Annotated in this window: 3 protein-coding genes; 1 reads left to right on the top strand and 2 read right to left on the bottom strand. The window is 74.1% G+C overall.

The window, feature by feature from the left end; translation table 11 throughout:
* Both VGL20_14285 and moaA read right to left on the bottom strand, forming a co-directional pair.
* The coding region (locus VGL20_14285) for a hypothetical protein (protein ID HEY2704850.1) at positions 1-888 on the bottom strand (888 nt) is incomplete at its 3' end.
* 32 nt (positions 889-920) lie between these two features.
* Positions 921-1,922 carry a GTP 3',8-cyclase MoaA gene (gene moaA / locus VGL20_14280; GenBank protein HEY2704849.1) on the bottom strand — a complete coding sequence of 334 codons (1,002 nt, stop codon included), beginning with the start codon at positions 1,920-1,922 and terminating at the stop codon, positions 921-923.
* Between the two features lie 116 nt (positions 1,923-2,038).
* On the opposite strand from moaA, the gene VGL20_14275 reads away from it, so the two are divergent.
* The coding region (locus VGL20_14275) for a methylmalonyl-CoA mutase family protein (protein HEY2704848.1) at positions 2,039-3,270 on the top strand (1,232 nt) is incomplete at its 3' end.

The following is a 3,270-nucleotide window of genomic DNA, read 5'->3' as shown; positions in this document are numbered from 1 at the left end:
CAGCGGCGAGACCCGGCTGAGCCGGATCCCCTCCACCCCGGCGAGCTCGAGCGCGGGCGCGTCCTCGGCGAGGGCGGCGGCGACCGCCTGGACCAGCTCCCGGGGGGGCAGCACGGCGAGCTCGACGCGGCGGCCGTCGGCCAGCCACACGATCTCCTCGGCGGCGAGCAGGGCGGCGAGGTCGGCGCCGATCAGCGCCGGGGCGCCCTCGATCACGGGGATGCGGCGGCCGGTGATGTGGGCGGGCCGCAGCCCCAGGTCGAGGACCCCGGCGGCGCCCGCGGCGCGCACCCGCAGCGGCAGCGCGCAGCCGCGCGGATCGGCGTCGTGGACGGTGAGCACCCGGCGGCCGGCCAGCGCCCCGGCGGCGGCGTCCTCGGCGACCACCTCGGCGACCAGGCCGGCCGCGGCGCGGTTGGCGGCGAGCACCGCGGCGGTCTCGGGGCGGTCACAGACCACCAGCACACCCCCTCCGGTGGTCGCCACGGGGGCGGCGCCGGCGGCCGGCTCGACCATGCCCTCGAGCAGCGGCGTGCCCCGGCGCGGCTCGACCACCCCGCTGACGAACTCGTCGTAGCCGAGCGCCAGCGGCCGGGTGGTCGGCTGGGAGCGGGCCCTGCGGCGGGCGCGGACCCCGAAGCCGGTGACCGCCATGCCGACCGGGATCAGCGGCCAGATGAAGAAGGAGGCGGCGAGGATGCCGATCACCAGGGTGAGCGCCATCAGCAGGACCCCGAGCGCGATCTGCCCCGACCCGGCGGTGCCCCCGGGGCGCTCGAGCACCGCGCACACCGCGTAGTAGAGGTGGCGGGGGCCGAAGCGCAGGCTGCCGTCGCGCAGCCGTGCGGCCATGTCGGCGACGAGGCGGTCGTTCACCCGGGAGGCCATCGGCGGCGACTCTACCCGCTGGCCGTTCGCGGTCAGCCGCCGATGTACGACATCTCGATGCGGCGCAGCCCCGCGGTGAGCTCGGAGCGGGCCTCGGAGTAGCGATCGCGCCGTCCCCTCCAGACCCCCGCCACGAGGTCGTGGAGGTCGGCGTCGGAGGCGCCGGCGCGGAGCGGGCCGCGGAGGTCGCTGCCCCCGCTCGCGAAGAGGCAGGTGTAGAGGCGGCCGTCGGCGCTGAGCCGCGCCCGGGTGCAGTCGGCGCAGAAGGGCTGGGTGACCGAGGTGATCATCCCCACCTCGCCGCCGCCGTCGCGGTAGCGGTAGCGGCCCGCCACCTCACCCCGGTAACTGGGGGCGGCGGGCTCGAGCGGCATCTCGGCGTCGATCCGGGCCACCAGCTCGGCGGCGGGGACGACCTCCTCCAGCCGCCACCCGTTGGTTGTGCCCACGTCCATGAACTCGATGAACCGGAGCACGCAGCCCCGATCCCGGGCGAACCGGGCCAGGTCGAGCACCCCGGCGTCGTTGACCCCCCGCCGGACCACCGCGTTCAGCTTCACCGGCGCCAGGCCGGCCGCGATGGCCGCGTCGATGCCCTCCACCACCCGGGCCAGGGGCACGTCCATATCGTTCATCCGCCGGAAGACGGCGTCGTCGACGGAGTCGAGGCTGACCGTGACCCGTTGCAGCCCGGCGTCCCGGAGCGCCCCCGCGTGGCGGGCGAGCAGCACCCCGTTGGTGGTGAGGGCGAGGTCCTCCAGCCCCTCGACGGCGACGATCTGGCCGACCAGGTCGGGCAGGCCGCGGCGCAGCAGGGGCTCGCCCCCGGTGAGGCGCACCTTGCGCACCCCGTTCCCCACGAACACCCGCACCAGCCGGGTGATCTCCTCGAAGCTGAGCAGCTCGGGCCGGGGAAGGAAGCGGAAGTCGCGCCCGTACACCTCCTTCGGCATGCAGTAGGTGCAGCGGAAATTGCAGCGGTCGGTCACCGACACCCGCAGGTCCCGGAGCGGCCGCCGGAACTGGTCGAACATGGACCAATTATCGCTCCTGCGAGGTTCTCGATGCACGTGCCTCGATCCGGAAGGGGGGGCTCGCGCCGGGACGATCAGGCGCCGCCCCTGGAGAACAGCGCTATGCTCAGGCGACCATGCTCGCCCAGGATCGCCCCACCGACGAGCCCGCGGATCTCGCCGCGGCGCGCTACCGCGCCGAGCTGCAGCGCTGGCAGCAGGGCCCGCTGGCGAAGGGCCTGGCCTACGGCGAGCGGCTCGAGCGCTTCGAGACCGGCAGCGGCATCCCCGTGGACACGCTGTACACCCCGGTTCACCTCGAGGGGGACGACCCGGTCGACGACCAGGGGTTCCCCGGTGAGTATCCGTTCACCCGGGGCATCCAGCCGACGATGTACCGCGGCCGGCTCTGGAGCATCCGCCAGTACGCCGGCTACGGCACCGCGGCGGACGCCAACGCCCGCTTCCGCTTCCTGCTCGCCAACGGCCAGCCGGGGCTGAGCGTCGCCTTCGACCTGCCCACCCAGATGGGCCTCGACAGCGACGACCCGCTCAGCGCGGGCGAGGTCGGCCAGGTGGGGGTGGCGATCGACTCGCTGGCCGACATCGAGGCGCTCTTCGAGGGCATCCCCCTCGACCGGGTCAGCACCTCGATGACGATCAACGCCCCGGCGGCGGTGCTGGTGGCGATGTACGTGGTCGCCGCGGAGAAGCAGGGGGTCGCCCCCGAGGGGGTGATGGGCACCGCCCAGAACGACGTGCTCAAGGAGTACGTCGCCCGCGGCACCTACATCTACCCGCCCCGGCCCTCGCTGCGGCTCGCCGCCGACCTGATCGCCTACTGCTCGCGGACCGCGGTGCGGTTCAACCCGATCTCGCTGAGCGGCTACCACATCCGCGAGGCGGGGAGCACCGCCCCCCAGGAGATGGCCTTCGCCGTCGCCAACGCCTGCGCCTACGTGCAGGCGGCGATCGACCGGGGCGTTGCCGTGGACGACTTCGCCCCGCGGCTCTCCTGGATCTTCAACACCCACACCGACTTCTTCGAAGAGATCGCCAAGTACCGCGCCCTGCGCCGCCTCTGGGCGGAGCTGATGCGCGACCGCTTCGGGGCGCGGCGGCCGCAGTCGCAGATGCTGCGCACCCACACCCAAACGGGCGGCTCGACGCTCACCGCCCAGCAGCCCGAGAACAACATCGTCCGGGCCGCCATCCAGGCCCTGGCGGCGGTGCTCGGCGGGGTCCAGTCGCTGGCGCTCTCCTGCTACGACGAGGCCCTCTCCATCCCCACCCAGAAGGCCCAGCGGATCGCGGTGCGCACCCAGCAGATCATCGGCGAGGAGATCGGCGTCACCAGCACGGTCGACCC

This window comes from Candidatus Dormiibacterota bacterium, from assembly GCA_036495095.1.
GTDB lineage: Bacteria > Chloroflexota > Dormibacteria > Aeolococcales > Aeolococcaceae > CF-96.
Note: the sequence above shows the minus strand (reverse complement) of the source record. Positions and strands in the feature narration are given on the sequence as shown.

Coding starts and splice junctions, on each gene's coding strand:
- moaA (HEY2704849.1), bottom strand. CDS start 1,922: ATGTTCGACCAGTTCCGGCGGCCGCTCCGGGACCTGCGGGTGTCGGTG.